Below are 26,867 nucleotides of genomic sequence, written 5' to 3'. Positions count from 1 at the left end.
CATTACACAAAGTATGTCTCGTAAAGGAAACTGTTACGATAACGCAGTGTTTGAAAACTTCTTTGGCATCATGAAGTCAGAATTTCTGTATCGAAAAGAATTTAAGAGTATAGAACATTTTAAGAAAGAACTAGCAAAATATATAAAGTACTATAATCATAAAAGAATTAAGGCAAAACTAAAAGGCATGAGCCCGGTACAATACCGGACCCATGCCCAAAAGGTTTCCTAATGAAATAACCTGTCTAACTTTATGGGGTCACTTCACCCATACACTAAGGATTCGACTTTTTTAGATTGATTTATTCAATTAAAGCTCCCGATAATACAATAAGATTCATCATATAATTAATTATTGTTTATCAAAAGAGATTAATTAATTTCCTTACATGCCCATGCGTCTATCTCCACTTTAAATACAGGAGCTGCTAATGCCACCACATAAATCATAGTAGTACAAGGAAGATGTTCACCTAGAAAATCTCCAATAATTTTCCTTCTCTTCTTTGCATTAAAATCACCTACTAAATAAAATACTATCTTCGTTAAATCTTCTACGTTCATATTAGCAGCCTTAAGATTTCTTCTAATATTATCTAGAGCTAATTGTAACTGCTCCAATGGATCATCTGGAACCATTCCATCTATTTCCATGCCTAATTGACCTGATAATGTGAGCCATTTATTGGGACCTGTTACTTCTATTTGATGTACATATGGTGCTACTGGTTTATGTACTGTTTCTGGATTTCGGGATTTCTTCAACTAGAATCATTCCTTTACTGAAATTTTATAATAATCTAAATTATTATATCAGTTTTTTGAGTTTGGTGTTAACCTGCCTTGTTAGCTAAATTATATTTCTTCATAAACTTTTTTGTAACATATTTATCCAATTTATTTTCTCTAAAAGTACCGAAAACGACCGTTTAAAGAACTCTATTTAGTTCTAACAAAGCTGAAATAAATACGGTCAAAAACCAGTTCTAAAACTCATTACCAAAAACAAAGTTCCATAACAAACATTAAATGTCGTTTATGGAACTTTGTTAAAGTACGGTAAAACCAAGTTTTTTAACTTAGGAATTCCTTAACGTACGAAATTCGCGTTTAGTTGGCGAGACCCCTAGCTGGTTTAGTTGAAGAAGGGAGGGTGATGCTTACCGTGTATCACCTACTTAAACATTTCAAAATAATTTGCCACCCATTTTGAATTGTTTTCTGCAATATATTGTTCTGCCAAAATCAATCGCTGTACAAGCTCTTTCTTAGACATCTTCATATACTTTCGTTCCGTGTTTTCTATGCTTCGGTCTAAACGTATACGTCGATAATCAACAGAAGTAAATGCAACTGAACGCTTTTGTGTAGACTTGTTGATATTTAATTTTTTCTTATATGATTTGCTATGCTGCTTATAATACGCATTCAATTCTTGATTTGTACTAATCGTGTTACGATGAATCCCTTTCCCTTCGGGATCAATGTCTTTTGACTTCTCTGATACAGTCTTGAGTGTAACAGGGAGGTTTTGTTTGACCAGAAGGTCAATTGCCTCCTTCCCTAACAAGAGAGAACGCTGGCTTCGAGATTCATGAACCTCTTTGAGCCACGTTCGGTTATCTTTTGAAGGAAACGTCTGGTTCATATGTCTGTTCCTCCCGATATTTCTCAATCAATTCAATTTCCTTTAACTCGTTTCTCGCAAGTTTCCGCATCTGTTTCGCCTTATTTACTTCAATCGTCAAATCCAGGGAAGCATACCGCTTTTCCATATCCTTAGATAAATCAACCACTTCAAGGAGTTCATGTTTCTTCTCAGGTTGCGGAATTTTTGCTACACATCCTAAACATGCCATTTTTACAGGACATACTTTATCTGTAACGCAAGTACCGCCCAACACATTGTTATATACACCTACTTTGGCCTTGTGTTCCTCCCACTCCCGCTGAAGTTCTTCAGGACTGCGAAGAATCGCTTCATCTAAGTCAACATAGTTTAAAATTACGCTGTGTAATTCTCCAACCTTTTCAGCTACTTGACTTGGAGTGGGTTCAGAGTAATACCTTGTTACATTCAAATCACGCTGATGAAGGATTTTCGCTACAATATCAACGGGAATTTCCTGACGTTGAACAGCTTCTGTTGCGAAAGCGTGACGCAGTAAGTGTGTTTTAATGATCACATGTTTTCCTTCTTGTGTCTCGAAATGCAATCCATGCAAGAGAAAACGGAGACATGAATGAATGGTTCTATCCTTAAGTCCTTTCTTGTTATATTGAAAGAAGTAGGGCTTTGTCTCTGGAAATAGGTGTTTCCTGTCACCTTGATACTTTACACTTGGCATTGCTCCATTATAATGTTTTTTCAGCATCTTATTGACTCTTTTCATTAGTTCAAAGGTTTGCTTGCTAATTATGTAAGACTCAACCGTATCTCGTCCTTTTGGGACAGCGTAGAAGGAATATTTTAAATCGCCATTCACCCTCATGGCTTGTAGGCAATCTTTTGCACGGTTAATTTGTAATAGTTCATTGATTCTCGCTCCTGTTGTCGTCAGAATGTCTACCACCAATAGACCGAAGGTTGATGCAGCATAGAATGGCTCCATATCGAATAAAATACCTTCGGCTTTGTCTCTTTGTTGAGTAACAAAAGTAGTTTGAGATAGAACTCCTTTGTGATGAGATTCGAAAGGGCTAGGATTGCTAATTGATCCTTCTTCGCCATATCCCCATGAGAATAGGAGTTCTCGTTTCTGTTCAAGCCCTTCATCCATCACATTTTGAAACCACTTTCCTAATACGCCTTCTTGCAAGATTTCTGCAAACCATAGACCTTCCGCTACATCATCATCTTCTAATCGTTCGGCTTTTACAAACTCTACAAAGTAATGATTGTTGGCCTCCGAATATGTCCTTGTTCGCTGTTCAGCTGATGTTACAATAAATTCTGTAAATTTCTCTTTCTGGTACAGAACAAAGGAAGGTTTGTCCCATAAGCGGAAGTAAAACCGCTCTCCGATGCGTTCAGGTTCATCATAATGAAATTCTATGGGTAATGTGACCTCTCTCTTTTCCGCTTGTTTACAGGCTGTCAGAAAGGCTTCTCGCAATCGTTTCATCTGATTCCATCGGAAGTTTGCTTCCGCCCGAATTTGAGGAAGGTAAGGGAGAATGGCATCCGTCTCACTCTTGCGAGTGTTTTGAGCTTGTTCTCTTGCTTGTTTAGTGAACGTAAAATCTCGGCTATCAAACAAAGGCTTAGGGAGTAAGAATTGCTGAAAATACTCCCGTTGTTCTTGATTTAACTTTGCTATAAGCCATTTGTTAGTCGAGTAGGAAATTGATTTATAACGACTTAAAAACCTTGCTCGCTGGTCATTTGAATGTTCGGGATAAATAAGGCCTTTCAGGTACTGGTACATGTGTTTTTCTGTATCAAAATCAGCAAAAGTTTGCAATTCATAAGTATGGAATATATCCTTGAATCTTGGACACAATGTGCGAAGTTGGTTTGCTATGCTATTAGTATCTAAATTTCTATCTCCACTAATAAGCATATATAATAGCAATTGATTTTGCCAAGGCGTATCTAGACACTGATTTAGAAAGTATTTTACAGGGGATTCGTCTAATTTATCTAAAAGAAACACCCCTCTGTTATCCTGCAAATGAAGAAAGTGTTCATACACTTTTCCTATTAATTCATTATAAAATGGGGAGGTAGGTAAATCTGTTATTGTTGTCATAATTCATCCTCCAAATCATCCAGTAGAGCCTGTATATCCACTTCTAACTCCATGTCTTTTACTGTGTTTACAACAGTCAGAGTGGGCTTTTTTGTTCTTTTTTGTTTTGGCTGCTTTATGTATTCCTTTTCTTTCTCTGCTATATGTTCCAGCATCTTGTCATGGAAACCTCGATGCCTTTCCTCGTCAAAGTGGTGTTCATACACTTCAATCGTGTCTTTTTGTTTCCATTTCATGTATTTAATAAGTTCATCTTTACGTTGAGCAATTTCTGCATCCGTTTTAGAGACATTATAAATTTCACGCATACTTGTCGTAACAAACCAATGTCTTATTTTGTGCGGATTTAACCTTATGTCCATCAACGTCATTACCTTATTCCAGTGCAGATACCAGGTCTGATATGACAACGGTGTTCCTCGTTCCGTCAGAAACATGGGTGCATCGTTAGGTAGGGAATCAAAATCCTGCCCTAAAGGGTCAAATATTTTCCGCTCCTTGTTGATATATTGAAACAGGAGTTTCGTGGTGTCTTTACTAAAGCGAAGAAATTTCACTCTGCGACCATGACTCCCTTTATTAAACGTGCTGACTTCTTGAAAGGACTTACGGGAACGATAGTCCCCAATCGTAAGTTCAATAACTTCAGATGCCCTTGCTCCTGTCTCAAATAACATACGGGCGTGACCTTCTCTCGCAATGACCAATTTGCATGATTACCTGTCTGTTTGACTTTATGGTAGAGAAGAGGATCATCAATGATTTCAGGTTGCCATTCCTCGTTAATGAGCTTGAAGTAGGAATCTGTCAAACGTCTATGCACAAGCGGGTCTTCCGTTCCTGCTTCGGCAGGCATTCGCGGTTTATTTTCTCTTACACCTTCGGTATTCGTTTTATAGTCATCTAATATTGCATGAGAGTCGATAAGAGGATTGGGATAGCTATACTGTCTCAGCGTAATCAAAGACTTATAAAACGACTTGAGAGCGGAAAGAAAACGATGAACCGTATTGGGGCTTTTATTGGAACGATTGATAAAACGAAAAGAATCCTTTTCTCGAACTTTACAAGCCATTTCATCCATCAAATAATCTTCCACAGCGATCCGTATGGCTTCTGGAGAATCAATCCACTGAACACGTTTTCCTTGATAATTGCTGTGTTTATCCAACCAACTAAAGAATGGTAGAAGGCATTGTAGATACGACAATGCCGAGCTTTCTGAGATTTTCCTGCTGACATCATCATAAAAGTCAGTTAGCGGTAAAAACGGCTCATTACTGGCGTTGAACACAAGCAATTTGTATCGGCTTTGAACACCTTTTGGGCAATACAAGTGGTAATAACTATTTTGCATTTTCACAATCTCCTGTCAGACGAACTAAGCAAATCACTCTTCCAACCAATTGAAGAGAGGCACTTTGGGTTGATATTCATGCTGTTTCTGATTCCCCATTGCCTCGTAATCCTGTTGGGTAAGGTCGTAGATATGTTTACTTTGCTTCTTTGATAATTTGACAGGAACGGTCATTGGACTCAAATTCTCTCGAATAGCTTTCTTAATAAACCCGTCAGGTTTTTTTACTTTTGTAGCGGATTGTTGCATAATCAGTAGAATTTCTAAGGTTCGTTTAATCCCGACAACGGACAGAAGAGTAAGGATTTCCTCCGTAGGAGATGTCAATGTGACTGCCTCATATGCTAATTTTACTAACTCCCATTCCTCAACCTCTTGTTGTGCCACTGGCGGACTTTTCTGAGAATCTTCTTTTACAAATCCTATTTCTTTCTTAATATGTACAAAGTCGCTTTCAGGAATCTTCCATCCTTGCTTGTCGCTATTGCGAAATGCGTTCGGAAACTTGCCAGAGCGTAGCCATTACTTAATTGTTTCTTCATGTTTCCCTAAAGCGGTCGCCATCTCTTTCACTGTATATACTTTCATCTAAACATCTCATATAAGACTGAAAGTTCAAAAAACAATATAAATTCTTATTATAACTAAAGTAATTGTTGCTGTAAATGCGCTTTTCATGAGGATGTGTTGTTGTTGTAAATGAGGTCATGCAGAGGTCTGTAAAATTAAAAAAGTACACCACTTTCATTAAGTGATGTACCAATATTTATATAATGTGTAACATTATATAAGTTCTTTACTCTTAGTAAGGAAAGAGAACTATTAATCATTCTTTATTTTACAGAGTAGCTTCATCCTTTTTTACAACTTACATATTTCACCTTGTTAACTAACTTTCAAATGCTCTTTTTCTGACACCACTGCACCTTTACTATTGAAATATACCCAAATGCAAGCTAAGAATAAAAGCGATGCTGTAGAGAAGAATACATATTGAAACCCGGCATGTGCGGCAATTTGTCCACCGAGTACTGGTCCAATCATATTTCCTAAAAACTGAAAGGATTGATTATATCCAAAAATACGTCCAGTCACATGTTGTGGTGTATGTTGTTTAAGTAGAGTTTGTACGGAAGGTAACAATCCAGCTTGTGCAATCCCTAATAGAAAACGCAATATGAATAATTGCCAAGCAGCTGTCACAAATGCTTGTGGAATAAAAACAATTCCTGCAACGAACAATGCTACAACTAACGTTTTTTGAGGGCCAATATGATCCGATAATCTCCCTAGTTTAGGAGCTGCTAAAATGACTGCTAGACCTGTTGCAGATATCACTGCCCCCGCAATTATCTCAATATGATCCGTATGAGGCCCCGCTAAATGTTTCACATACAACGTAATAATAGGTTGTATGGACATATTTGCAAGTTGAATCATAAAGGTTACTACAAATAGGCTTATAATAAAATGTTTCGCCGGAACCATCGTCCATACTTTTTTTGGTTGCTCTTTTTTTGCTTGAACAGAATGATTCGATTCATGTAAAAAGAAAAAAACAATTAAAAATGAAAGAAATAAAAAAGCACCCGTTACTAAAAATACATGACGCATTCCGATTAATTCAGACAAATAGCCACCAAGCATCGGGCCAAGTAAGGAACCACTTACACCACCTGTTGATATAGTAGAAATTGCCCAGCCTGAATGCTCTTTCGGTGTTTCTGCTGCTATAAATGTGATTGCAGTCGAAAGAAATCCTGACACTGCACCCATTAAAAAACGAAGTGCAACTAATTGATATACATTTGTAACAAATCCCATAAGCGTCATAATCATTGCCATACCAAGACTCGCACGAATGAGCATCAATTTCCGACCATGTATATCACCGAGTTTCCCCCATATTGGTGATACAATCGCACCCATTAAAAAAGTTACACCGAATGCAAGTCCTGACCACTGTGCAATTTCAGATGTACCCGTTACTCCTAGATCCTCAATATAGAAGGATAAAAATGGTATCACTAAACTCATACCGGCTGCAGTGGTAAAACACCCAAGCCAACAAATGATTAAATTTCTTTTCCAGCTGGCCATTTTTGCACCTTCTTTCTTAGATACCCATTCTACACCCTTTTCTTAAAAAAGTTTAGCAATATGATTCATAGATCAAACCTTATTCAAAAACTACAATAACATGTAAGAACAATAAACAACACTCCTATTGCTTCTGTGACATTTCTAATCAAAGCAATCTCTATATAATATGTATTACTTGCGCACCACAACTCTCCTCATAAAACTCAATCGGACCTGCCTGACCAATCACTGCATATTCATAACCAATTTGCTGCATTTCAGCCAAGCATCTATGTAATAGTTCTCTTCCTACACCCTTTACACGATTATTTTTAGCGATTCCCATCGGTCCAAACAGCCCCTTCTTTCCTCTTACAACATCATAACAAGCAAAACCAATAATCTTCTTCTCTTGCACTGCGATATATATTGGCATTTCTTGATATATTTGAAAACCATTATGAATTGCATCGATCCATCTTTCTCCAAATTCAAACATAACAAATTGAAGAAGTTCTTCTAAATCAGATTGAACAGCTCGTCTAACATTGCAAACGGCATGTTTCATACTTGTTGATATTTCACAACTATTCAAATTTACAGTCATATCTCTTGGTACTGAAACAATCTGTAAAATACTTTGTTTCATATCTTCGTCTATTAGACTTGCTATTGTCTCATCTTGCTGAAGGATCACACTTAAAATATGTCCTTCATTCACATATAATTGATTAAATCGCGCCATCTTATGTTTAGCTAACTGTAATATCTCCATTGTTTTATAAGAAACTTTGTATCCTTGTACTTCTATATATCTTTTATCTTGAAAGCCCCTTTGTTGTAATTGTACAAATTTCGTTACAAAATCTAGCCCTATATTATGAAATAAATACATATATAATTCACTACAAACCCCTGTTCCTTCTTTATAGGCTCCTATAAATAAATCTAACGGGTGAATGATATACTCATTATATTTAGATTCTTTGCTTGCAATTTGAAAGATTCTATTTACACGCTTTGTGAATCGAAACTCTTCCATGTATATTCTCCCTTCTACGGCAATTTTTTAAATATACACTTCGCTCCTGTATCATCAGATTCTATACTCCAGTCGATACCCATCTCTTTCGCCATAACAGCAATAATAGATAATCCAATTCCCGCACCTTTATTTTGCGAATGAATATTTTGAAAACCTGGCCCATGGTCAACAACTGTAATTGTTTTTTCCCCATGGTTTACATATACCCCTATAAACTTCCCATCATCTGCATGCCTAACTACATTTTGAATTACATTATCTATAATTCTTTGAAACCAATTTTCATCGATATTCCAAAACAATTGCTTTTCTGGAATCACAATATCAACCTCAAAACCTTTCTCATCTAATATGTCATACCATGATGCAACAACCTTTCTCATTAAACGTGTCATATCCCTTCGTTCCGGATGATATGGATATTTCTTTGCCGTTATTAATGAATACGATAGTAAGTTCTCTATTAACTCCGCTAAGTAATTAATTTTTTCATCCATTCGTACGATTGTTTTCTGTCCTTTGACTGAGATAACTTCTTCTTTTAAAGAATCTATTTGTGCACGCATTGTCGTTAATGGCGTTCGCAAATCATGAGAAAGATCGGCAATTAGTTTTCTACGAAATTGCTCCTCTTCCTCCTCCTTCAATCGACTTTGCTGTAAAGCCTCTACCATACGATTAAACGACTCTTCTAATAAGCCGATCTCGTCTTGCTTTGATATAGAAATTTTTGACGGAAGTGTCTGGTCTTGCGGAAGTTCCATTGCTTTTTGTAGCTTTAATAATCTTTTTCTAATCTTAAGAAAAAAGATGATAGAGATAATGATAAATGTTGTGAAACATCCAATGATAACCATTTCAAAAACAATTTCATATCTTTCACGTATTTGAGCAATTGGTGCCTTCACATATTTCCTCGGAATTTGAAATACCATAAATGCCCCTTGCTTCTCTTTTCCAATGTAAGATACAACTGTAAATGGATCCCCTTCAAAACTCCTTTTCATAAATGCAACTGCATCACTTGCACTCCACTCCTGTGGAATATTTTGTTTTTTAGGAATTTGAAGGTTCGTTTTCCCTTTATTATCTACCCAAAACATTGATCCTTCTGGATATTTCCCTTGAAATTCTTGAAAAGTTCGCTCAATTCCTTCAGGATTTTTCCCGTGTAAATCTGTCGCTTTATTTCTCCATTCCTCTTCTATTTGCACACTAGAATACGCAACTTTAAAATCCTCTATCCACTCGATATATTTAATGAAGAGAAACGAACTGAGTGGGACAATGAGAGGTAACAATATAACCGCTATAAATATGATAAATAAGTACTTTCGTAATAGTGATGTACTTTTTATCATATTTTACACCGATAACCTATTCCACGTATTGTTTCTATTATTTGAGGACTACTTGGATTTCTCTCTATTTTTTCGCGTAAATGACGGATATGAACCATCAATGATTTATCTCCTTCTATGTAGGATTCATTCCATACTGCCTCAAAAATTTGTTCTTTCGTTAATGTACGATTCATATTCTTCATCAAATAAAAAAAGATTTGATGCTGCTTTCCTGATAAAACAATTTCTTCACCCGTGTCTATATCAACAATCCGGTATTCTTTCATAAATACTTTTAAATGTTTCACATATTGCACTTCTGCTCCATCTTTGTTATACCGCCTTAATAAAACTTCAATACGTGCCATTAACTCTTTTGGATGGAATGGCTTTGTTATATAATCATCAGCAAATGTTAATCCATATATTTTATCTTCTAATGTTGTTCTTGCAGTTAACATAATAATAGGGGTATCTGGATATTCACTTTTAAAACGTTGACCTAGTGTAAAACCATCAAGGCCTGGCAACATAACGTCTAAAACAATTACATCTGCTATTTCACATACTTCATTCGTACCATTCTCTGAAGTAAACCATGCAACTTCATACTCTTGTTTCTGCAGTTCTCTTTTGACCCATTCCCCAATCTCGTGATCATCCTCAACATATAAAATGTGTGTCATTTCTTCACCTTCATATACAAATTTAACCTTTCTCTTCCATCATAAGGAATACAACACGATTTGAAAACCAGCACACTCCAAAATTAGGGAATACTGTATAAATTTAAACAAATCTTAAACTCTTCTAACATTATCATTAACCTTTATTTCCTATACTTGATTTGAGGTGATAGGAACATGAATTATATTTTGAAAACGACAGGGTTAACAAAAAGATATCGAAATGATTATGTAGTACATAACGTAGATTTAAAAATTCCAAAAGGAGAGATTTATGGATTTCTCGGGCCTAACGGAGCTGGTAAAACAACTAGCATTCGCATGTTATTAGGCCTTATTAAACCAACGCAAGGAAAGGTCGTGATATTTCAACAAGATTTGGCTAAAGAACGCTTATCCATATTATCTAAAATTGGAGCTCTCGTTGAAAATCCATCTTATTATGCCCACCTAAATGCCATTGAGAATTTAGAGGTTTACCGGATTTTAAGAAATGCTCCGAAAGAAAAAATTGAGGAAGTGTTACAAATTGTCGGTTTACAACATGCTGCCAAACAAAAGGTAAAAGAATACTCATTAGGAATGAAACAACGGTTAGGAATTGCAATTGCCTTACTTGGTGATCCACAGCTATTAATTTTAGATGAACCGACAAACGGACTCGATCCAGAGGGGATTCATGAGATTCGTACGTTAATTAAGCAATTAGCAAAAGAAAGAGGAATTACCATCCTTATATCTAGTCACTTATTAAGTGAAATTGATCAAATGGCAACTTATGTTGGTATCATTGCAAAAGGAAAGCTTATTTTTCAAGACAAAATAGAAACATTGCGCCGCCATGCTCAGCACTCTATTTCACTTATGACAGACAAATCAGATGCAGCTTGGAAAATCATTCTCGCTAAGGGGATTCCTTCTATGCAAGAAGAGCAGCGAATTATTCTATCAAATGTATCAAATGAAACTGTTGGCGAAATTGTAAAAACACTTGTAACACATAACATTTCTGTATTCAGAATTGAAGAAAATAAAAAGTCACTCGAAGAGATATTCTTACAGCTTATAAAGGAGGAAGAGACACATGTACAAACGTCTCTTTCAATCTGAGCTTTTAAAAATAAAAAGGAAGTGGATTTGGTTTTTAATCTTTTTAGGACCAATAGGTGTTATTTCTCTTCAAGCATGTAACTTCTTTCTTCGATATGATTGGTTGACAAAGAAATATGCGAAAGACTTATGGAGCGGCCTCATTTCTGAAGCTCAACCGCTTGCTCTCACAACTCTTATATTAGGAATTACGATTGTTACTTCTTTAATTGCACACATAGAGCATCATTCTAGTTCATGGAAGCATCTCTTATCCTTACCTATTAATAAGCGACATATTTTTCTAGTAAAATTCATACTGGTATTTTTCCTGCTTGCTGTATCTTGTTCTTTATTATTAATTGGCATAGTTGGATTGGGTTTAGCATTACAATTCGATGCTTCCATTCCATGGCTTTCTATATTTAAAATGAGTTTCTATCCTTATTGGTCGGCACTGCCAATTGTAGCGCTACAACTATGGATTGCTATCATATTTCAAAACCAAAGTATCGCATTTACAATCGGACTTTTAGGAACTATTTTCACAATGTTTTCAGTAGCTCTTCCCAATTGGTTCATATGGAGATGGCCAAGCCTACGTATTGACTGGGGGTCTCCACTTCTATGTGTAGCAATAGGCCTAATCGTTGGTATATGTATGTTATGTATTGAAACAGCAGATTTTACTAGAAGGGATGTGCATAAATAATGCTTTGGCTTAAAACCATACAAGCTGAATTTTATAAAATTAAAAAAACCAAAATATGGACATTACTATTTTTAAGCCCGATTTTAGCAGGAGTAATAGCTTATGCAAATGCCTCAAACTATCCCGATTATAAACATTGGGAGTTAATTTATAATATCATGATAATGGTACATGGTATGTTGCTTCTTCCATTATTAACAGGCATTTTCACTGCATTTATTTGCCGATATGAACATTCAAATGGTGGTTGGAAACAACTTTTAGTACAACCTATATCACGATATCACGTCTATATTATAAAATTTCTCTTTATTCTCTTATTTATAGGTGCGATGCAAGTCTTCTTCATTATAAGTTATATTAGCGTTGGACAACTTTTGCATGTCCCTGGGCCATTCCCTCTAGCTACTATAGTAAAAAGTGTAGTAGGCGGCTGGATTGCTACCCTCCCTTTAATCGCCTTACAATTATGGGTTTCAAGTATTTGGTCCAGCTTTGCAGCACCGATTGCTTTAAATGTTATAGCTTCCATACCCGCTATGATAATTGCGAATTCTGCAAGGTTCGGTCCCATCTATCCATGGTCCCAACCTTTTCTCGCTATGCTTCCTAAAGAAGGCTCTGGGCTGTTTTATATCTCTGTTCAAACACTAGTATTTGTCGTAATCGGGAGCTTTGTGATTGTATTTATAGGTGGCTTTGTTCATTTTATGAAAAAAGCATATTAATTTTTTACATACAAATAGCCCAAAACTGTTTCAAAACAGGATTGGGCTATTCAGCCTAACTAAACATACAAATCATATCCATATATAATAGAAACAATAATCCCAACTACCACTATCCCAGGCAATAAATTTGCCACTTTAATTTTAATAAAACCAAGTAAATTGAGTCCAATTGCAAAAATCATAATCCCACCAGTCGCAGTCATTTCTACGATAAACTGATTCATTAGCTTCTCTGGTACAAAACTATTAATTTGCGTCGCGAAAATCGCAATACCTCCCTCATATAAAATGACTGGTATTGCTGAAAATAGTACGCCTATTCCAAGCGTTGTCGTTAAAATAAGCGAAATAAATCCATCAATAATTGCTTTTGTAAATAGCACATCATGATTTCCACGAATACCGCTATCCAAAGCTCCAAGTATCCCCATTGCTCCGATAGCAAAGATTAATGTAGCTGTCACAAATCCAAGAGATATACTCCCTTCTCCTTTTGAGCCAACCTTTTTTTCTAGCCAATCCCCTAAACTCTTTAACTTTCCTTCTAACTCCAACCATTCTCCAATCACTGAACCAATAACAAGACTTATAATTACAACAAGAAAGTTTTCGCTTTTTAATCCCATTTGAAGACCAAGTACAGTAACAGCTAAACCAATTGTATGCATAACTGTCCCTTTCATACTTTCTGGAATATTACTTAATAGTTTACCTAATATAGTACCAATTAGTATACAAATTCCGTTCACTACTGCTCCTAATATAACCATTATGCCTTCTCCATCCTCTTCAAGCATTATTTTTCAAATTTTTATATCTAACATACAACAAAATACACGGAATTTTAACAGAATTTTCAAAACTCTACAAGTAAAATCGACTTATGTATTGTATTTTTTCCTCGTTTCATGTTACCGTAATATTACACTATGAGATGAGCTCTTAATACATAGCTATCATCTGACATAAGCATCTTTCATCTTACATACCATGTCTAGCATACATAAAGTGAAACTTTAATCAGCTCTCACCAATCAGACTTTTACGGACAGTTCATCTCCCACCTTAACCTCTTTGCTTCCGCTGAATTTTAAGACGGGAGTGTTACTGTCCATAAATAGCGGGATAAACTATTAAGCACTTACTCATTTTTGTACATATTATATGAAACTCTCATCATTGAACTTTCTAAAAGGAAGTCATGATATAAAAAGAAAAAGGAAAGATAACTATGACACCTTTATTTAAACGATTTATTTTAATAGTAATTCTCATTACACCGATTGTTTTATTGATAAATAACTCCTTTACATCAAAAGCAAAAGATACAGCTGGGGTAGAAAATAAAACGAAAAAAGCAACGGACACAAAGAAGAAAGAGAATCCTGAAATTACAATTACTTTCTCTGGTGATACGATGTTCGATTGGAATTTACGACCAGCTATTCAAAAAAACGGTGCTGATTATCCGTTCCAGCATGTGAAAGGTGAAATAACCAAAGCTGATATTTCCTTTATAAACTTGGAATCTGCATTTACAACACGGGAGAAAAAGGCCCCTGGTCAGTCATTCTGGATCAAAAGCGATCCTTCCACATTACAAGCTATTAAAAACACAGGCTATGACATTGTGAATATTGGCAATAACCATACGCTCGACTATGGACAAGATGGTTTAATGGATACGATATCTCATGTAGAAAAACTAAAACTCCCTTATATTGGAGCTGGAAAAAATGCAGATGATGCATACACAGCTAGAGAAATCACAGTAAAAGGGAAAAAAATTAAATTCCTTTCCTTTGTTCGTTTTATGCCTGACTTTACCTGGGTAGCTGGTAAAGACAAGCCAGGTGTTGCAAATGGATATGATATCAATCTAGTAACAAAAACGATTAAAGAACAAAAGAAAGACGCCGATTATCTGATTGTGTATATGCATTGGGGTGTTGAAAAATCTAATAGACCTGTAGACTACCAAAAACAATATGTACCGAAAATAGTCGAAGCTGGTGCTGATGCGATTGTTGGAAGTCACCCACATTGGTTACAAGGATTTGAATACTACAACAAAGTCCCTGTCGCTTATTCATTAGGAAACTTCTTATTCCCTAACTATGTAAAAGGAAAAAGTGCTGAAACAGGTGTATTGACCCTTACATTTAAAGGAAAAGATGTACAAATGTCAATTAACCCTTATATCATTCGTAATGATCAAATTTCACCAGCCACCCCTGAGGAAAAGAAAAAAACACTACAATATTTACAAACCATTTCAACTGATGTAGAAATTGATGAAACTGGAACAATCAAAAATAAACGTAGTTAGAAAAAAGGAAGCTTTTCACTAAAAAGCTTCCTTTCTTTTTGTATATTAAATTAACAAATCAAACAAAACAGGATTTTTATTTAACTCCATAAATTGAATATTATTTTCTCGAAAACGGGTAATTAACGGTTCATAATCTTCTTTATGTTTTAGCTCCACTCCAACGAGTGCAGGTCCATTTTCTTTATTATGTTTTTTAATATACTCAAAACGAGTGATGTCATCCTCTGATCCTAATCCTTTATCAAGAAATTCTCGCAATGCTCCTGAACGTTGCGGAAATTCAATAATAAAATAATGTTTTAACCCTTCGTAAATGAGAGAGCGTTCTTTCATTTCCTGCATTCTATCAATATCGTTATTTCCACCACTTAACGTACAAACAACGGTTTTCCCTTTAATTTCGTCCTTATAAAAATCGAGTGCTGCAATTGAAAGAGCACCAGCTGGCTCCGCAACGATTGCATTTTTTTTGTACAATTCTAAAATCGTTGTACAAATTTTCCCTTCAGGAATCAATACAATATCATCCAATACGTCTTTACACGTTTCAAAGGTTAATCTCCCTACCTTTTTGACAGCTGCTCCATCAACGAAACTATCGATTTTTTCTAGGGCCACGTTTTCATTTTGTAAAAAAGCTTCTTTCATCGATGCTGCTCCCTTTGGTTCCACACCGATTACTTTTGTCGTAGGACTCACACCTTTTACATATGTACCAATACCTGATGCTAAACCACCGCCACCAATTGCTGTGAAGACATAATCCACATGTTTCTCCATATCGTGTAAGATTTCAACAGCGACTGTCCCTTGACCCGCAATTACATATGGATCATCAAACGGATGAACAAACATCATGCTATTTTCCTCACAATAGCGCTGCGCTTCTTGGAAAGAACTATCAAATGTGTCCCCAACTAACACGATTTCCGCATAAGTACCACCAAAAAATTGTACTTGAGATACTTTTTGCTTAGGTGTTGTTGTTGGCATAAAAATTTTAGACTGAATCTTCAATAAATTACACGTATAAGCAACCCCTTGCGCATGATTACCAGCACTAGCACATACAACCCCATTTTGTAATTGTTCTTTCGATAAGCTTTGAATTAAATTGTAAGCACCTCGAATTTTAAACGAACGAATTACTTGTAAGTCTTCTCGTTTCACATATACATCACATTCATATTTCTCAGATAAAACTGAATCCCGCTGGAGCGGTGTTTTATTGACGATATCCTTCATATGATTATGAGCCACAAGGATATCTTCGATTTTCACTCTCTCCCTTACATTTTGCACCATCTCGTATCATTCCTTATCTCTTTTATATAGATTTAATCAAAATTTTGCATTTTTAGCACTGCACCTGTATTCGCTGATGTTACCATTTGTGCATAGCGCCCAAGCCATCCTGTTTTCACTTTTAGCTCTGGTTTTCTCCATTCTTTTCTCCGTTTTTCTAATTCTTCATCACTTACTCTCACTTCAAGTAAACGTTCCTCTACATCAATACATACAATATCGCCTTGCTCGAGAAGTGCAATCTCTCCGCCAGCAGCAGCTTCTGGTGAAATATGTCCTACTGAAATGCCGCGTGATGCACCTGAAAACCGACCATCTGTTAATAGTGCAACATCTGCGCCTAATCCCATACCAGCAATTGCTGAAGTTGGAGCTAACATTTCTGGCATACCAGGTCCACCTCTTGGGCCTTCATAACGAATAACAACAACATCTCCTTTTTTCACTTTACCTAGCATAATCCCTGCAAGCGCCTCGTCTTGAGACCCAAAAATAACACATGGTCCTTCGAAACGTTTCACTTCTGTTGCACCACTTTTAATAACAGCACCATCTTTTGCAAGGTTTCCTTTTAATATACGCAGACCACCTTCTTCACTATGAGGATTTTCAAGAGAGTGAATTACTTCTTTATCTTGAATTTCTGCATGAGCGATGTTTTCTCGTAATGTCTGGCCAGTAGCTGTAATACGGTCCAGATGGAGTACACCTTCTTTTCTACTTAACTCTTTTAAAATAGCGCTGATACCACCTGCACGATCAATATCTTCCATATGCCAATTAGAAGCTGGGCTCACTTTACATAAATGTGGAACGCGTCTTGAAACTGCATCAATTCGGCTCATATCATAATCAAGTCCCGCTTCCTGTGCGATTGCTAACGTATGTAATACCGTATTTGTTGATCCTCCCATCGCCATATCTAATGCAAATGCATCGTCAATCGCTTCTTCTGTTACGATATCTCGTGGTTTAATATCACATTCAATTAATACTTTTAATTTTTCAGCTGCTTGTTGAATTAGTTCTTCACGCCTTGGGTCTGTTGCTAAAATGCTACCATTCCCAGGAAGCGCAAGCCCTAATACTTCACATAAACAGTTCATTGAATTTGCAGTGAACATACCTGAACAAGAACCACAAGATGGACAACCGTGATCTTCAATATCCTTTAACTCTTCTTCTGAAATTCTCCCAGATTGATAGGCACCTACCCCTTCAAAAACGGAACTTAAGTCGACTACTTCTCCTTTTGATGTTTTCCCTGCAGCCATTGGACCACCAGAAACAAATACAGTCGGAATGTTAACACGTAATGCGGCCATCATCATACCTGGTGTGATTTTGTCACAGTTCGGAATACAAATCATCCCATCAAACCAGTGTGCATTTACTACCGTTTCCACTGAATCGGCGATAATTTCACGGCTTGGGAGCGAATAGCGCATACCGATATGCCCCATCGCAATCCCATCATCTACCCCAATTGTATTAAACTCAAACGGAACCATACCAGCTGCACGTACCACTTCTTTTACAAGACGACCAAATTCATTTAAATGTTTATGACCTGGAATAATTTCAATGAAAGAATTACAAATTGCTACAAACGGCTTATCAAAGTCTTCATCTTTTAAACCAGTTGCTTTTAATAAACTACGATGTGGTGCTTTGTCAAATCCCTTTTTAATCATGTCACTTCTCATCTTTTCAAGTCCCTTCTGTTCATTTTCACTTATCTATCTCCTACTACTTTTTCACTAACTCTTTCCCCTTTGGCTGCTGGATCCAAGTCATCATCTCTCGTAATTCTGCTCCTACTTTTTCAAGTTGATGATTTTGCTCTGCCTTTTTCATCGCATTGTAAGTTGGACGTCCTGCTTGATTTTCTAAAATCCATTTCTTTGCAAATTCGCCTTGCTGAATCTCCGCAAGAACTCGTTTCATTTCTTTTTTCGTTTCATCTGTAACAATTCTAGATCCTGTTACATAGTCACCAAACTCTGCTGTATCTGAAATAGAATGGCGCATATTCGTTAGACCACCTTCGTACATTAAATCAACAATTAACTTTAGCTCATGTAAGCATTCGAAATATGCAATCTCCGGACGATATCCACCTTCTGTTAACGTTTCAAAGCCTGCTTTCACAAGTGCAGTTACCCCACCGCATAATACAGCCTGTTCTCCAAATAAATCCGTCTCTGTTTCTTCTTGGAATGATGTTTCAATTACACCAGCACGTGTACAACCAACTCCTTTGGCATATGCAAGAGCTACATCAAAAGCGTTTCCAGTCGCATTTTGATAAACGGCAACTAAAGCTGGAACACCATTTCCTTCTTGAAATACGCGGCGAACAAGATGTCCTGGACTTTTTGGCGCAACCATCGCTACATCTACGTAACTTGGTGGCTGAATTTGTCCAAAGTGAATATTAAATCCATGTGAGAAAAGCAACATCTGTCCTTCGCGAAGATTCTTTTCTACTTCATTTCGATATACATGCGCCTGCTGTTCATCTGGCAATAATACTTGTACAACGTCTGCGGTTCTTACCGCTTCTGAAACTGACATTACTTCAAAACCATCCGCTTTCGCTACGTTAAAAGATTTTCCTGGACGAACACCCACTACAACATGAACACCGGAATCACGTAAATTTTGAGCTTGCGCATGACCTTGTGACCCATAACCAACTACTGCCACCGTTTTCCCTGCTAATACCTCTAAATTTGCATCTTTTTCATAATATGTTTTCATCTTCACATACACTCCTTATAATTTATTTACTTGCAAGACATCAATTAACTTTTTTAACTGATTTACGAGCAATATCGCTTCATTTTCTGTACAAACTGTCGTAAGTTTCATTTCCGAAATCTCTCTTGTTTCTCCTTCATTTAAATTTAAAAAAGAAATATTATAACCACGCCGAGCAAAAATTCCACTTACTCTTAGTAAAACTCCAGGGTCGTTATTGACAACGAGTGAAAAAGTATGACTCATTCTTGCCACCTCTTCATAATCATTTCATGATTCCCTTTATTAGGAGGGACCATTGGAAATACGTTTTCGCCCTCTTCTACACAAAAATCAACAACAACTGGTCCTTGATGACAAAATGCTTCTAACATGACTTGTTTCGCTTCAATCGGATTTGTAGCGCGCAAACCTTTTACTCCATATGCTTCTGCTACTTTTACAAAATCAGGCGATCCAATCTGTGATTCTGATAAACGATTTTCATAGAACATCTCTTGCCATTGTCTGACCATACCTAAAAACTTGTTATTAATAATAAAAACTTTCACTGGAATATTGTTTTCTGCAATTGTTTGCAATTCTTGAATGTTCATTTGAAATGAAGCATCTCCCGCAATACAGACAACTGGCTTATCCTCAAATGCAAGCTGAGCACCGATTGCTGCTGGGAATCCAAATCCCATCGTTCCTAGTCCACCAGATGTTAGAAATGTTCGCGGCTTTTGCGCCTTATAAAAATGTGCTGCCCACATTTGATGCTGCCCAACTTCTGTGGTCACAATTGCTTCACCATTTGTTAATTCACTTACTAAATGAATCACATGCTGCGGCTTTAATTTTGATTCACTCTGTTCATATGACAGCGGGTATTCTTCTTGCCATGTTCTTACTCTCTCTACCCATGAATCAGTTTGGCACTCTATTCGCATATCTACCAACATGTGCAACGCTCGCTTCACATCTCCAACGACTGGATATTCTACTTTCACATTTTTATGAAGTTCCGCTGGATCAATATCGATATGTACCTTTTTAGAATGAGGTGAAAATAGTTCTAACTTTCCTGTTACTCGGTCGTCAAAACGAACACCTAAGGCAAGAAGTAAATCGCATTCCGTTACTGCCATATTTGCGGCATACGTACCATGCATGCCTAGCATTCCTAAAAATAGTGGATCTCCCGGCGGATAAGCGCCGAGTCCCATTAAAGTCGAAACAACTGGAATACGGTTCTCTCTTGCAAATGTTAGAAGCTCTTCAGATGCATCTGCATGAATGACACCGCCGCCGATATACAGTAGCGGGCGATCTGCTTTTGAAATTGCCTCCGCCACGCTCTCCAGCTGCATTTTGTCTGGTTCGATCCGTGGCTTATAACCAGGAATTTGAACTTCTCCTTCAAAAACATTCGTTATAATAGAATTTTGAACATCCTTTGGAATATCAATTAACACCGGACCCGGTCGTCCACTTTCGGCAATATAATATGCTTCCTGCAATATACGTGATAGCTGATTCACATCTCGTACTTGATAATTATGCTTTGTAACCGGCATTGTGATTCCCACAACGTCCGCTTCTTGAAAACCATCTTTTCCAATGAGAGGTGTTGCTACTTGCCCTGTAATTACTACTAAAGGAATCGAATCCATATACGCATCTGCTAAACCAGTAACTAAGTTTGTAGCCCCAGGGCCGGAGGTAGCAAATACTACCCCGACCTCTCCAGAAGCTCTCGCATACCCTTCTGCTCCATGAATAGCTGCTTGTTCATGACGCGTTAAAACATGTTTCAAACCACTGCGATACAGCGCATCGTAAACTGGTAAAATAGCTCCGCCCGGATAGCCAAACACTGTTGTTACACCTAATTTCTTTAAACATTGAATAACATGTCCGGCACCTGTTACTTTTTTTACTTCTCCATGATCCACTTCATCACACACTGCATGTTGTTCCTTCATTTTGCTAACTCCTTCCCCTATTCGTTAAGCTAAGCTTTCTGCTAGTCCCGGAACGCGCACTCCTCGCTCTCTCGTTAACTTTTTAAATTCTTCTGTTAACTGTTTCGTTACTTCTCCTGGTTTTCCAATTCCGATTTCTCTTGAATCCACTCTTACAACTGGAATTAATTCAGCAGCAGTTCCTGTTAAAAACACTTCATCCGCTACATATACATCGTGACGAGTAAATGGTCTTTCTTCACAAGGAATATTTAACCTTTCACAAAGTTCAATGACACTATTCCTTGTAATCCCTTCAAGAGCCCCTAAATATGCAGGTGGCGTTACTACTTTTCCATCTTTCACAATGAACACGTTATCTCCCGATCCTTCACAAACATATCCTTGTTGATTTAACATAAGTGCTTCTAGCACACCTGCTTGTGCTGCTTCAATCTTTACTAATACGTTATTTAAATAATTCATCGACTTAATACGTGGATCAAGTGCATCTGGCATGTTACGCCTTGAAGCAACAGATACAACACTAAGACCGTTATCATAAAACTCTTGCGGGAACAACTTTAACTGTTCAGCAATGATAATGACACTTGGTTTCGTGCAGCTTCTTGGATCCAGCCCTAAATCCCCTTTTCCTCTTGAAACAATTAATCTAATATATGCATCTGCATATTCATTTTTTTGTAGTGTCTGTAAAACCGCTTGTTCCATCTCTTCGATTGTCATCGGGATCGTTAGTAAAATCGATTTCGCAGATTCATATAAACGCTTTAAATGCTCTTTTAAACAAAATACATTTCCGCCATAGCTACGAATCCCTTCAAATACGCCGTCTCCATATAAAAAACCGTGGTCGTAAACAGATACAACAGCCTTTTCTTTTTCTACTAATTCCCCATTCATATAGATATACTGGTTTCCCATCTTACATCGCTCCTCTTTTTTATCTCTTTATGTGCAATCCATCTTTTTATCGATTGCTGAGAAGAATTCGTTTTATCAGAACATTCCGTATATTAATTATAAAAATATCCTCGCCTCAACAATCGATTTTCTACAAACGTGTAGCAATCCATTGCTGAGACGAGGGAATCGTGGTACCACTCAGCTTCCTTATACTTCTCGCGAAATATATGCTCTGTAAGTCCTATTAGACTTTTGTTCTTTTACCGGGAACAACTCCGCTGCTCTCTACTCATTTTTTTCAAGGACAGTGCTCTGAGGTGATCTTCAACCGATACAATTGTTACCACCCTCACAGCCACGGGGCAGCTCTCTGAAACAATTTGTATCGTTTACTCTCCTCTTCTTTGCATTCTTCTATTCTCTTTTCTAAAGTAAAAACTCTCGCCTCAGCAATCAATCACTACGTCATAGTAGCTTTGATTGCTGAGGCGAGAGTTTCGCGGTACCACTCAGCTTCCTTATATTTCTCACAAAATATAAGCTCTGTAAGTCCTATCAGACTATCACCCTTTTACCGGGGATGAAACCGCCGCTCTCTACTCGGTTTCCCTTTCGCAAGCGATGCTCCAAGGTGATCTTCAATGATTCGATCGTTACCACCCTCACAGCCATGGGGCAGCTCTCTGAAACTTTCATAATCATCTACTTTCCTCTTCTTTGCATATACAATATATAAAAATTAGAAAATTCTAAATTAACTTTTAAGTTATTACACGTATTATAGGACTTCATTCTTTTCATTGTCAACATGTTTTTTGAAAAATTTTATTTTAAATTATAATCCGAACTTTTTATCAAAATAAAAAAGGAATGAATCTCAATCCAACACTCATATATTAGGCTTGTCTATTAGAAAAGACAGCTTCATACATATGTAAAATTATTAAGGAGATGATGTGAATATGTTAAAAGGCAAAGTTGCATTGGTTACTGGAGCAAGCCGTGGAATTGGACGCGCTATTGCAAAACGCTTAGCAAACGACGGTGCATTAGTTGCTGTTCATTATGGAAATCGTAAAAGCGATGCAGAAGAAACAGTGCAGAAAATTCAATCAAATGGCGGTTCAGCTTTTTCTATAAATGGTAACCTCAAATCGTTACATGGTGTAGAATCTCTTTACCAATCTTTAGATGACAAATTGCAAAAACATACAGGTGAAAATAAATTTGATATTTTAGTAAATAACGCAGGAATCGGTCCGGGAGCCTTTATTGAAGAAACAACTGAAGACTTTTTCGATCGAATGATTTCCGTGAATACAAAAGCCCCATTTTTTATTATTCAACAGGCATTGTCACGTTTACGCGACAATAGCCGTATTATCAATATTTCATCAGCTGCAACACGAATTTCTTTACCCGATTTCATTGCCTACAGCATGACAAAAGGCGCGATCAACACAATGACTTTTACACTAGCAAAGCAACTTGGAGCAAGAGGGATTACAGTTAATGCGATACTACCAGGCTTTATTAAAACAGATATGAATGCTGAACTCTTAAGTGATCCAATGATGAAACGATATGCAACTGAAATCTCTGCTTTCGGCCGTTTAGGAGAAGTAGAAGATATTGCAGATACCGCTGCATTTCTTGCTTCCTCTGACAGCCGATGGGTTACTGGACAATTAATTGATGTGAGCGGTGGTTCTTGTTTATAAAAAAACATATAGTTTCAAATCTTTTTTATTGCGCAATAAAACAATTTATATAATACTAGATAAAACATATCTATTTAGGAGGATTACAGCAATGACAGAAAAAACATACGAACTCGCAACCTTTGCAGGCGGCTGCTTTTGGTGCATGGTAAAACCATTTGATGAACTTCCAGGTATTCAAAAAGTTGTTTCAGGCTATGCTGGTGGCCACACCCCAAACCCAACATACGAACAAGTAAAGTCTGGAACATCTGGGCATTTAGAAGTTGTTCAAATTACTTTCAATCCTTCTATTTTCTCTTATCAAAAATTACTAGATTTATACTGGCCACAAATTGATCCAACTGATGATGGCGGGCAATTTTTTGACCGTGGACCATCCTATCGCACAGCGATTTTTTATCATAATGAATCGCAAAAAGAGCTAGCCGAAAAATCAAAGCTAGCAATAGCAGAAAGCGGTATGTTTAAGGATCCAATCGTGACGGAAATTCGTTCAGCTGCTCCTTTTTACGAAGCGGAAGAATATCATCAACATTTTTATAAAAAAAATCCTGAGAAATATGCTCAGGAGCGTAAAGAGTCTGGTCGTGAAGATTTTATTAAGGAAAATTGGCAACAGAAATAATAAACAGACATCTTTAAGGCTGATGAAAAATTGTTTCATCGGCCTTTTTATATTTCAGTATAATAATTAACTCCTTACTTATTCACTTCATTTTTTAACTGCAACGCAATCAAACTAGCAAAATCATGTACTAGTGTCGCAGCTAATAAAGAAGTAATTTGAGCTTGATCATATGGCGGTAAGACTTCCACTAAATCGAAACCAATATAATTAAAACCACTTAATGAACGCACCATATTTAATGTCTCACGACTGTTAAATCCCCCAACTTCTAATGTCCCTGTACCAGGCGCACAAGATGGATCTACAAAATCAATATCAAACGTTAAGAAACACGGTGTATCGCCAATCGTTGTTCGCATTTGCTCAAGGATACTTTCAAAACCACGATTACATAATTCTGCTGTTGTAATAACGTTATATCCTAAGTCATTGCTAGCTTCTATATCACCAGGATGATTCAATGTTCCACGAATTCCAATTTGAAATACTTTGTCTGGCTGTAGTAGCCCTTCTTCATGTGCACGTATAAACGGCGAACCGTGCCAATATTTTTCCTCATAATATGTATCCCATGTATCTGTGTGCGAATCGAAATGAATCATTGCCACAGGTCCATGAACTTTCGCTGCCGCACGAAGGCTTGCTAATGTAACAGAATGATCCCCTCCAAGACCTATCGGGATAATTCCCTGCTGCATTAACCCAAAAACGGCTTCCTCTATTAAATCATAGCTGCGATGAATATTATGTGGAATCACAGAAACATCACCAATATCAATCGCATTTGTGTCATCAAATGGGTATACATGGTGAATTGGATGATATGGAAATAAGGTCATCGATGCCTGACGAATTGCTTGTGGAGCAAAACGAGCACCAACGCGAAAAGAAGCAGCAGTATCAAATGGCATTCCTAAAATAGCAACTTTTGCTTGCTCATTACTTGATGGCAATCTCATAAATGTACCTGTCGTACAAAACTCTGGTTTTACATCTGGTGTTAGTGGATATTTCATTTCTCATTTCCCCTTTTCAAACATAATTTTTTGCACCCGAAAGAAACTTTTTTTATATGAATGTTTTTTATTAAAATGCAAAAATCATGCCATATAGAAAATGATTCGTTACCCTCTATTCACTCTTTTTCTGTCTATGCATAATTGCATAGCTTATTCTAATCAACATACAAAGTATGAAAAATAGTTTTTATTAAAAGGCAAGAAATTTCATAAATCACTTATTAAAAGAGTGCGTTTATAAAATGGCACACATGATATAATAGGCGTTTTTATTTTACATATATAATTGTAATTGGTGCGGTCTATTCAAAGGATGATAATGATTCAAGAAATAAAGTAAATTACTTAAATTGCAAACCCACTTAATTTATGACAAAAAAGCAAATTAAATTTCAATAAATCAAAAAACATTACATTTATATTACAAGACACATTGATTATTTCAATATTACAGAATATAATTCTTTTGTGAAAATAAAAACTAAAATTATTCATTATTTGGGGGATATGGAAAATGAAGAAATCTATTTTACCAATTTTAATGGCTGCAATGTTTGTAGTTCCTACAGTTTCTCATGCAGAAGAAAATGTAGTTGTTCAGAATCATACATATGCAATTGAGCAAGGTGAAGAAAATGGGGCTATGGTTCCACATTGGTCAAAATATGGAGGTTCTTGGTATTACTTTAATGAAGATGGTAATACAGCTAAAGACTGGAAAAAGATCGACGGCACTTGGTATTTCTTTGGTAAAGATGGAATTATGGTTACAGACTTGAAAACTATTAATAAAAAAACATATTATTTTAATGATAATGGAGCTATGATGACAGGTTGGAAACAATTTAATGGACCTGTGTCTTATAACGGAAAATGGCGTTATTTTAATGAAGATGGCTCCATGGTTAAAGATTGGAAAAATATTAAAGGCACTTGGTATTACTTCGATGAAGAAGGATTCATGGCCACAGGTAAAAAAACGATTATAGGACAAACATTTTACTTTAATGATAATGGCAGCATGGTGACAGGTTGGAAACACTTTGGTGGTTCCGACGGATGGCATTACTACAATGAAGATGGTTCCATGGCTATAGGGGAAAAATTGATTAATGATAAAGGGTATTATTTTAATGATAATGGGACTATGGTGACAGGTTGGCGTGAGATTACTAGTGGGCCCTATAAAGGCACTTGGTATTACTATAATGAAGATGGTTCCATGGCTACAGCATGGAAAAATATAAAAGGGACTTGGTATTTCTTTTATGGAGATGGGACTATGGCTACTGGCTGGTTACCAGCAGGCGATACTTGGTACTATCTAAATGCAAATGGTTCTATGGCTACTGGCTGGTTAAAAGAAGGATCTACTTGGTATTATCTAAATACAAATGGTTCTATGGCTACTGGCTGGTTAAAAGAA

The 26,867-nt window shown here is 36.7% G+C and carries 24 protein-coding genes, 1 pseudogene and 1 other annotated feature; of the genes and pseudogenes, 8 read left to right on the top strand and 17 right to left on the bottom strand.

Features of this window, described 5'->3' with window-relative positions; translation table 11 throughout:
• On the top strand, positions 1-232 hold a 232-nt coding region (locus tag C568_RS0128075), incomplete at its 5' end, for an IS3 family transposase (protein ID WP_018783460.1).
• A gap of 140 nt (positions 233-372) precedes the next feature.
• Here the strand turns inward: C568_RS0128075 and C568_RS0128070 are convergent.
• The 9 genes and pseudogenes from C568_RS0128070 to C568_RS0128030 form a co-directional block, all read right to left on the bottom strand.
• Complete coding sequence (locus C568_RS0128070; protein ID WP_018783459.1) at positions 373-765, bottom strand: RidA family protein; 393 nt, start codon at positions 763-765, stop codon at positions 373-375.
• Positions 766-1,174: 409 nt separating this feature from the next.
• Entirely contained in the window at positions 1,175-1,648 is a 474-nt protein-coding gene (locus C568_RS0128065; RefSeq protein ID WP_018783458.1) for a hypothetical protein, read from the bottom strand.
• Positions 1,620-3,752, bottom strand: a complete 2,133-nt coding sequence (locus C568_RS0128060; RefSeq protein ID WP_018783457.1) for a tyrosine-type recombinase/integrase — start codon at positions 3,750-3,752, stop codon at positions 1,620-1,622. Before C568_RS0128060 ends, C568_RS0128065 begins: the two co-directional genes overlap by 29 nt.
• A pseudogene (locus tag C568_RS32230) lies at positions 3,749-5,109 on the bottom strand (tyrosine-type recombinase/integrase). The gene C568_RS0128060 and the pseudogene C568_RS32230 overlap by 4 nt, the downstream one beginning before the upstream one ends.
• Before the next feature lie 33 nt (positions 5,110-5,142).
• Positions 5,143-5,496: a hypothetical protein gene (locus tag C568_RS0128050; RefSeq protein WP_018783456.1), complete on the bottom strand. Its 354-nt coding sequence runs from the start codon at positions 5,494-5,496 to the stop codon at positions 5,143-5,145.
• 498 nt (positions 5,497-5,994) lie between these two features.
• Positions 5,995-7,209, bottom strand: coding sequence for a multidrug efflux MFS transporter (locus C568_RS0128045; RefSeq protein WP_018783455.1), 1,215 nt, complete (start codon positions 7,207-7,209; stop codon positions 5,995-5,997).
• Between the two features lie 160 nt (positions 7,210-7,369).
• Positions 7,370-8,233 (bottom strand): GNAT family N-acetyltransferase, encoded by an 864-nt coding sequence (locus tag C568_RS0128040; RefSeq protein ID WP_018783454.1) that lies wholly within the window; start codon positions 8,231-8,233, stop codon positions 7,370-7,372.
• 14 nt (positions 8,234-8,247) lie between these two features.
• Positions 8,248-9,597 carry a HAMP domain-containing sensor histidine kinase gene (locus C568_RS0128035; RefSeq protein WP_029427909.1) on the bottom strand — a complete coding sequence of 450 codons (1,350 nt, stop codon included), beginning with the start codon at positions 9,595-9,597 and terminating at the stop codon, positions 8,248-8,250.
• Positions 9,594-10,265: a response regulator transcription factor gene (locus C568_RS0128030; RefSeq protein ID WP_006094466.1), complete on the bottom strand. Its 672-nt coding sequence runs from the start codon at positions 10,263-10,265 to the stop codon at positions 9,594-9,596. Before C568_RS0128030 ends, C568_RS0128035 begins: the two co-directional genes overlap by 4 nt.
• A 177-nt stretch (positions 10,266-10,442) precedes the next feature.
• On the opposite strand from C568_RS0128030, the gene C568_RS0128025 reads away from it, so the two are divergent.
• The 3 genes from C568_RS0128025 to C568_RS0128015 are packed head-to-tail and all read left to right on the top strand — an operon-like array spanning position 10,443 to position 12,794.
• Positions 10,443-11,375 (top strand): ABC transporter ATP-binding protein, encoded by a 933-nt coding sequence (locus C568_RS0128025; protein ID WP_018783453.1) that lies wholly within the window; start codon positions 10,443-10,445, stop codon positions 11,373-11,375.
• Entirely contained in the window at positions 11,350-12,066 is a 717-nt protein-coding gene (locus tag C568_RS0128020) for an ABC transporter permease (protein ID WP_018783452.1), read from the top strand. Before C568_RS0128025 ends, C568_RS0128020 begins: the two co-directional genes overlap by 26 nt.
• The gene (locus C568_RS0128015) at positions 12,066-12,794 is read left to right on the top strand and encodes an ABC transporter permease (RefSeq protein ID WP_006094465.1); all 729 of its coding nucleotides are present in this window, start codon (positions 12,066-12,068) and stop codon (positions 12,792-12,794) included. Before C568_RS0128020 ends, C568_RS0128015 begins: the two co-directional genes overlap by 1 nt.
• A gap of 59 nt (positions 12,795-12,853) precedes the next feature.
• Here the strand turns inward: C568_RS0128015 and C568_RS0128010 are convergent, their stop codons facing one another.
• Positions 12,854-13,567 (bottom strand): DUF554 domain-containing protein, encoded by a 714-nt coding sequence (locus C568_RS0128010; RefSeq protein ID WP_018766677.1) that lies wholly within the window; start codon positions 13,565-13,567, stop codon positions 12,854-12,856.
• A gap of 461 nt (positions 13,568-14,028) precedes the next feature.
• Between C568_RS0128010 and C568_RS0128005 the strand changes: the two genes are divergently transcribed.
• Positions 14,029-15,126, top strand: coding sequence for a CapA family protein (locus C568_RS0128005; protein ID WP_018783451.1), 1,098 nt, complete (start codon positions 14,029-14,031; stop codon positions 15,124-15,126).
• Positions 15,127-15,171: 45 nt separating this feature from the next.
• Here the strand turns inward: C568_RS0128005 and ilvA are convergent, their stop codons facing one another.
• From ilvA to ilvE, 6 genes are read right to left on the bottom strand one after another with little or no spacing between them, the layout of a single operon-like run.
• Complete coding sequence (gene ilvA / locus C568_RS0128000) at positions 15,172-16,434, bottom strand: threonine ammonia-lyase IlvA (protein ID WP_018783450.1); 1,263 nt, start codon at positions 16,432-16,434, stop codon at positions 15,172-15,174.
• Between the two features lie 32 nt (positions 16,435-16,466).
• The gene (ilvD, locus tag C568_RS0127995; RefSeq protein WP_018783449.1) at positions 16,467-18,140 is read right to left on the bottom strand and encodes a dihydroxy-acid dehydratase; all 1,674 of its coding nucleotides are present in this window, start codon (positions 18,138-18,140) and stop codon (positions 16,467-16,469) included.
• A 43-nt stretch (positions 18,141-18,183) separates the two neighbouring features.
• The gene (locus C568_RS0127990; protein WP_018783448.1) at positions 18,184-19,197 is read right to left on the bottom strand and encodes a ketol-acid reductoisomerase; all 1,014 of its coding nucleotides are present in this window, start codon (positions 19,195-19,197) and stop codon (positions 18,184-18,186) included.
• 15 nt (positions 19,198-19,212) lie between these two features.
• Complete coding sequence (locus C568_RS0127985) at positions 19,213-19,443, bottom strand: ACT domain-containing protein (protein WP_018783447.1); 231 nt, start codon at positions 19,441-19,443, stop codon at positions 19,213-19,215.
• Complete coding sequence (ilvB, locus tag C568_RS0127980; protein ID WP_018783446.1) at positions 19,440-21,164, bottom strand: acetolactate synthase large subunit; 1,725 nt, start codon at positions 21,162-21,164, stop codon at positions 19,440-19,442. Before ilvB ends, C568_RS0127985 begins: the two co-directional genes overlap by 4 nt.
• 24 nt (positions 21,165-21,188) lie before the next feature.
• Positions 21,189-22,088, bottom strand: coding sequence for a branched-chain-amino-acid transaminase (ilvE, locus tag C568_RS0127975; protein WP_018783445.1), 900 nt, complete (start codon positions 22,086-22,088; stop codon positions 21,189-21,191).
• 463 nt (positions 22,089-22,551) lie between these two features.
• Positions 22,552-22,797, bottom strand: a binding site (T-box leader).
• A gap of 235 nt (positions 22,798-23,032) precedes the next feature.
• Here ilvE and C568_RS0127965 point away from each other — a divergent pair.
• Positions 23,033-23,791: an SDR family oxidoreductase gene (locus C568_RS0127965; protein WP_018783443.1), complete on the top strand. Its 759-nt coding sequence runs from the start codon at positions 23,033-23,035 to the stop codon at positions 23,789-23,791.
• Positions 23,792-23,882: 91 nt separating this feature from the next.
• A complete protein-coding gene (gene msrA, locus C568_RS0127960; protein ID WP_018766685.1) occupies positions 23,883-24,419 on the top strand; it encodes a peptide-methionine (S)-S-oxide reductase MsrA in 537 nt (178 codons plus the stop codon).
• Between the two features lie 74 nt (positions 24,420-24,493).
• Here the strand turns inward: msrA and speB are convergent, their stop codons facing one another.
• A complete protein-coding gene (speB, locus tag C568_RS0127955; RefSeq protein ID WP_006094454.1) occupies positions 24,494-25,438 on the bottom strand; it encodes an agmatinase in 945 nt (314 codons plus the stop codon).
• Positions 25,439-25,955: 517 nt separating this feature from the next.
• Here speB and C568_RS0127950 point away from each other — a divergent pair.
• Positions 25,956-26,867: N-acetylmuramoyl-L-alanine amidase family protein (locus C568_RS0127950; protein WP_018783442.1), on the top strand; the 912-nt coding region annotated here is incomplete at its 3' end.

The organism is Bacillus sp. 95MFCvi2.1, assembly GCF_000374965.1.
GTDB lineage: Bacteria > Bacillota > Bacilli > Bacillales > Bacillaceae_G > Bacillus_A > Bacillus_A pseudomycoides.
This window is presented reverse-complemented; position numbering and strand designations above follow the sequence as displayed.

Bases quoted from the DNA above. Each gene is read 5' to 3' on its own strand.
- C568_RS0127990 (WP_018783448.1), bottom strand. From the start codon at position 19,197: ATGAAAACATATTATGAAAAAGATGCAAATTTAGAGGTATTAGCAGGG.
- speB (WP_006094454.1), bottom strand. From the start codon at position 25,438: ATGAAATATCCACTAACACCAGATGTAAAACCAGAGTTTTGTACGACA.
- ilvE (WP_018783445.1), bottom strand. From the start codon at position 22,088: ATGGGAAACCAGTATATCTATATGAATGGGGAATTAGTAGAAAAAGAA.
- C568_RS0128065 (WP_018783458.1), bottom strand. From the start codon at position 1,648: ATGAACCAGACGTTTCCTTCAAAAGATAACCGAACGTGGCTCAAAGAG.
- C568_RS0128015 (WP_006094465.1), top strand. From the start codon at position 12,066: ATGCTTTGGCTTAAAACCATACAAGCTGAATTTTATAAAATTAAAAAA.
- C568_RS0128030 (WP_006094466.1), bottom strand. From the start codon at position 10,265: ATGACACACATTTTATATGTTGAGGATGATCACGAGATTGGGGAATGG.
- ilvB (WP_018783446.1), bottom strand. From the start codon at position 21,164: ATGAAGGAACAACATGCAGTGTGTGATGAAGTGGATCATGGAGAAGTA.
- ilvA (WP_018783450.1), bottom strand. From the start codon at position 16,434: ATGGTGCAAAATGTAAGGGAGAGAGTGAAAATCGAAGATATCCTTGTG.
- C568_RS0128045 (WP_018783455.1), bottom strand. From the start codon at position 7,209: ATGGCCAGCTGGAAAAGAAATTTAATCATTTGTTGGCTTGGGTGTTTT.
- C568_RS0128025 (WP_018783453.1), top strand. From the start codon at position 10,443: ATGAATTATATTTTGAAAACGACAGGGTTAACAAAAAGATATCGAAAT.
- C568_RS0128040 (WP_018783454.1), bottom strand. From the start codon at position 8,233: ATGGAAGAGTTTCGATTCACAAAGCGTGTAAATAGAATCTTTCAAATT.
- C568_RS0128005 (WP_018783451.1), top strand. From the start codon at position 14,029: ATGACACCTTTATTTAAACGATTTATTTTAATAGTAATTCTCATTACA.
- C568_RS0128035 (WP_029427909.1), bottom strand. From the start codon at position 9,597: ATGATAAAAAGTACATCACTATTACGAAAGTACTTATTTATCATATTT.
- ilvD (WP_018783449.1), bottom strand. From the start codon at position 18,140: ATGAGAAGTGACATGATTAAAAAGGGATTTGACAAAGCACCACATCGT.
- C568_RS0128020 (WP_018783452.1), top strand. From the start codon at position 11,350: ATGTACAAACGTCTCTTTCAATCTGAGCTTTTAAAAATAAAAAGGAAG.
- C568_RS0128010 (WP_018766677.1), bottom strand. From the start codon at position 13,567: ATGGTTATATTAGGAGCAGTAGTGAACGGAATTTGTATACTAATTGGT.
- C568_RS0127965 (WP_018783443.1), top strand. From the start codon at position 23,033: ATGTTAAAAGGCAAAGTTGCATTGGTTACTGGAGCAAGCCGTGGAATT.
- C568_RS0127985 (WP_018783447.1), bottom strand. From the start codon at position 19,443: ATGAGTCATACTTTTTCACTCGTTGTCAATAACGACCCTGGAGTTTTA.
- msrA (WP_018766685.1), top strand. From the start codon at position 23,883: ATGACAGAAAAAACATACGAACTCGCAACCTTTGCAGGCGGCTGCTTT.
- C568_RS0128060 (WP_018783457.1), bottom strand. From the start codon at position 3,752: ATGACAACAATAACAGATTTACCTACCTCCCCATTTTATAATGAATTA.